The following is a 4,418-nucleotide window of genomic DNA, read 5'->3' as shown; positions in this document are numbered from 1 at the left end:
TCTTCCCAAGTGCTCAGCCTCAGTGCCGGGACTCATCAATTGCGCCTGGATGTACTGAGTGGGGGCTTCAACATCAACTACATTGATTTGATTCCGGTCTCACCATCTGTGACCCCAACTCCTGAGGCTGAGCCTGAACTAGACCCACCAACTGTCAACTTCGGTAACGTAATTAATGGTGGTACAGGTAACAACACGTTTAATGGGGGCAACGGAATTGATACTATAACTTATGTTCAGGCAAACGGCTCTATCATTGCCAACCTGGAAACTGATATCGTCACTCACAAATTTGCCACTTCACCTGACACGCCGTTTAAGATTATGCCCCTAGGTGATTCCAACACCTTCGGCTTGCCTGGTCGGGATTGGGGAGATACAGCAGCTTACCGTGATGATTTGTGGAATTTATTAGTCGATGATAGTTTCAACATAGATTTTGTTGGCCCCCGGTCTACTGGACCCGATGGCTTTGATAAAGACAATGCGGGATTTGGGGGATGGAGAATTCGTGATATTGCCAATAATGTTAATGGTTGGTTAAACACTTATCAGCCAGATATGGTGCTGTTAATGATCGGCACCAATGACATACTCAAAGGTGACGATGTTAGCAATGCACCATTACGGCTTAGTAATCTGATTGATCAGATTACTAATCAGTTACCAAATACAGAGCTTTTGGTAAGCTCAATCCCACCACTTGGTACAAATCCAGAGCAACCGGACAGTGATTTTATTCCAACTCCAGCACAACAACAGCAGGGCATAGATTTTAATTTATCTATACCCGATATTGTCAGTGACAAGGTCGAGGAAGACAAAAACGTAACTTTTGTCGATGTTTACAGTGCCTTAGTGCCCAGTGATTTGCCAGATGGTGTTCACCCCAATGTAGAAGGTTATGGAAAGGTTGCTGATGTTTGGTACAACAGCATTCTGAATACTAATAGTGGTGAAGATACTCTTAATGATATTGAAAACATGATTGGCTCACCTTATGACGATATTTTAATAGGTGATGGAGATGTCAATATCATTAATGGTGGTGGTGGTAATGACCTACTAACTGGAGGTGCTAGTGACGACATATTTGTCTTAGCCCCAGGAGAGGGAACTAAGACCATTACTGATTTTGTAGTTGGTGAAGATTGGCTGGCACTATCTGGTGGTTTAAGGTGGGAGCAGCTGACAATCACTCAAGGTACTGGTTCCAATACCAATGATACCTGGATTATCAATGGTGGTGAACAGTTAGCTTTACTAAATCGGGTGCAAGCAACAACTATCACGTCTGATGCTTTCACCCTGGTTTAGTAGACTTAGCTATAGCATTTACAAATAGATCATAAGGCGTTGCTGAATTTAAGTATGAATTTATTTGTATTATTTGGCTACTGCCTCCTAAATCCCCATCTGTAAAAAATCGAAGCATCCGCTAATTCTCCCCAGTATTTGGCGGCGCGGGACTTTGAGAGTTTCCTTCCCCCCAGTATTGGGGGGTTAGGGGGGCGAAATCATACCCATAATCAGCAACTGCGGTCTCGGAATCATAATCAAGTCTTTGTTTTGGGTAAGAGATATTGGTAGATTTGAAAGCTATAAAGTATATTTTTCGATAATTTATTTTACGCCCAAACCTGTGGCAATACTCCAGTTATTTCTCGTCTTTACGAGAGTTAAAAAAAGCTACTGATAAATTTAATAACAGTCATTATATCACCCGTTAGGTAACTTAGTTTATGAATATTCTTGCCGTTATTCCTGCTCGCTATGATTCAACTCGTTTTCCTGGCAAACCCTTGGCAATGATTGGCGATCGCCCAATGGTGCAGAGGGTTTATGAAGCAGCTAAACGTTGTCCTGATTTCACTAAGGTGGTAGTTGCCACTGACTCTGAATTAGTTGCGGATTGTGTGGGGAAGTTTGGGGGAGAGGTAGAAATGACTAGCTCAGACCATGCTACTGGTACTGACCGGGTTGCAGAAGTAGCTCAACGTTATCCGGAAATGACGGCAATAGCCAATGTCCAAGGAGACCAACCTTTTGTTACTGCTCAGATGCTGACCCAGCTGGTAAGTCCCTATCTCAAAGGGGAGTTTCCTGCAATGACGACTCTTGCTTGTCCTCTGGATATGGCAACAAACTATCAAGACCCTAACTCAGTCAAGGTCGTATGCGATCGCAAAAGTCACGCCCTCTACTTTTCCCGCGCTCCCATTCCTTACTTCCGTAATTCTGGAGATGCACCTGTATTTCACCATCTCGGACTCTATGCTTTTGAGCGAGATTTCCTGAGCAAATATGCTCAACTGTCACCCACACTCCTAGAGGAGTGTGAAGGCTTAGAGCAGTTGCGAGTACTGGAACATGGATTTGCGATTCGGGTGTGTCTTACTGAAAGGGCAGTTTTGGAAATTAATACCCCTGAGGATTTAGTGCAGGCTCAAGCCTTGATTATGGCACCAACTGCATAGCACTCTAAAGGCTTTGGCTCAAAAAGTAGCTGATTCTATGACAACCTCTCAATTTGTGGCACTACCTTAATGATTAAGGAACTACGTATTATTTCTGGTCCTGTATCAATTTCTCAGTTCAATCTGAATCGATTAAGAGAAAATGACCCTCAAATATTAACTGCTTGCCCTAATCCACCGCCAGAGGCTGTAAAGGCAGGTAAAGCTATTCCCGTCCCAATGGGAGAATTCTCTATTGATATTATTTTAGATAAATTACCCAGTGATTTTTATCCTGATCTAGTGCAGATGTCTGCCAGGAATATGCACTTCATGCCGCGAGGACTTGATAAATTAACATGTCCAAAAGTCATGAAAATTGGGGATACTTTTCACTGGGGTGATGAGTCTCTAAGTGGCATGATTAGATACTGCCAAAGCTTTGACTGTGATTACCATTGGGTCTATCAGGGGGTTCAACATTTACATTTCTTTGTGGAAGCAGGTCTGAAAAATGTCTTCTGGTTACCAGGAACTCCTGTCATTGAGCACTATGTTCCTCAGAAGAAGGAAGCCAAATCCTACGATATTATTTTCCGAGGTTCTCAGTCATCACTGCACGTCTACCGCAGCAACCTACTAAAGTTCCTGCAGGATAATGGCGTCAAAATTGATATCAGTCGCAAGCCATATCTTGAATCCTTAGAGGACTACAGTAAGTCCCGGATAGTATTGAATTGTGGTTTAAATGGAGATACAAATCGCCGGATTTTTGAAGTACTCATGGCAGGAGGTTTACTACTAACAGACCGTCTCAGTCCTCAGTCAGGTTTATTTTCTCTATTTGAAGAAGGGGTTCACCTAGAGTGCTATGATAGTGAAAATGAGCTGCTGGATAAGATTGAGTTTTATCTAAAGCATCCTGAGCAAGCAGAAAAAATTGCTATAGCAGGTCATCAAAAGCTGATAGATTGCTACAGTCAACAAGCAATACAGCAAAAGTTATACCGCTACATCTTACAGGGTGAGATTGAGCCGCCTTTCCGTTTAGAACATGACACACGGGTGCTGCACATTAATCAGCCGATAGACGAAAAAAAATTTGTCATTCGTTTAAAAATTTACGAGCTGATTCAAGAAATCCATCGGCTTAACTCTCGAATCAAACTTCTCTACTGGAAAGGTAGAAATAAAGAGCTACTGTCAGATTTAGCAGACTTGCCACGGTTAGATATTACTTATGCTAATACTACAGAAGCTTTAGCAGATGTCAAAACTTGGTGCTCCAAGGTTGAGGTTAAAGACCAGGTTCAGCTACAAAGTCTGCCTTTAGAGCTGACAGGGGGCAAACAATTTCAGATGGTAATGGTGGATTTGCCGGATAAGCTGCTATCTATCAAGGAGCTTCTGGTAGAGATTGAACCACAACTCCCTGAATCGGGATTTTTATTAGTGGTAGGAAAAGCTACAATTTTCACAAAAGTAATGTTAAGCATACTAGCAAGATGGTCTGGTTTATTACCGATCAGAATTTGTGCAGCTAATTCCCACCATCAGTTAGGAGTAGGAGCCTGTTTGGTTTACCAAAAACTGACTAGACCTTCTCAAGCTCACTTAGTAAAGTCTACACCAAAACTGTTTGTACCCAAGCTGAGTCTTAAGGCGAAGGTAAGTCAGGGATTGTCCTCCCTGCCATTAGTGAACTGGACAAAGACGTTAATCAGAAATTCAGGATTAATTAAAAACTAATTCAATCCTGAATTAGTTAGATATAAAAGTATTATTTAAATAATAAAAAAATTAGTTTAAACCGTCAGTAAAAAAATCTAGTAATCCTGGGGGGGCGACATGAGAGCTAAAAAGTAGACTGTATAAGCTTCATAGCTCTCATACCTCGTAAATAATGATCGAGCTTATGACGACTTAAATGCATCAAATTTTCAACTAATCCCCAACATTTAT

Annotated in this window: 3 protein-coding genes and 1 pseudogene; 3 read left to right on the top strand and 1 reads right to left on the bottom strand. The window is 41.8% G+C overall.

Features of this window, described 5'->3' with window-relative positions; genetic code table 11:
* From F6K63_RS22680 to F6K63_RS22670, 3 genes are all read left to right on the top strand, one after another.
* On the top strand, nucleotides 1–1,317 hold a 1,317-nt coding region (locus tag F6K63_RS22680; protein ID WP_287313173.1), incomplete at its 5' end, for an SGNH/GDSL hydrolase family protein.
* A 425-nt stretch (nucleotides 1,318–1,742) separates the two neighbouring features.
* On the top strand, nucleotides 1,743–2,477 hold the full coding sequence (gene kdsB, locus F6K63_RS22675) for a 3-deoxy-manno-octulosonate cytidylyltransferase (protein WP_008179275.1): 735 nt from the start codon (nucleotides 1,743–1,745) through the stop codon (nucleotides 2,475–2,477).
* Between the two features lie 69 nt (nucleotides 2,478–2,546).
* Nucleotides 2,547–4,205, top strand: a complete 1,659-nt coding sequence (locus F6K63_RS22670; protein WP_287313172.1) for a glycosyltransferase family protein — start codon at nucleotides 2,547–2,549, stop codon at nucleotides 4,203–4,205.
* 77 nt (nucleotides 4,206–4,282) lie between these two features.
* Here the strand turns inward: F6K63_RS22670 and F6K63_RS22665 are convergent.
* A pseudogene (locus tag F6K63_RS22665) lies at nucleotides 4,283–4,418 on the bottom strand (IS4 family transposase); the annotation flags it as partial.

The sequence above is a fragment of the Moorena sp. SIO1G6 genome (assembly GCF_010672795.1).
GTDB classification, from domain to species: Bacteria; Cyanobacteriota; Cyanobacteriia; order Cyanobacteriales; family Coleofasciculaceae; genus Moorena; species Moorena producens.
The sequence above is the reverse complement of the archived record's forward strand: the minus strand, read 5'-3'. Positions and strand labels throughout refer to the sequence as shown.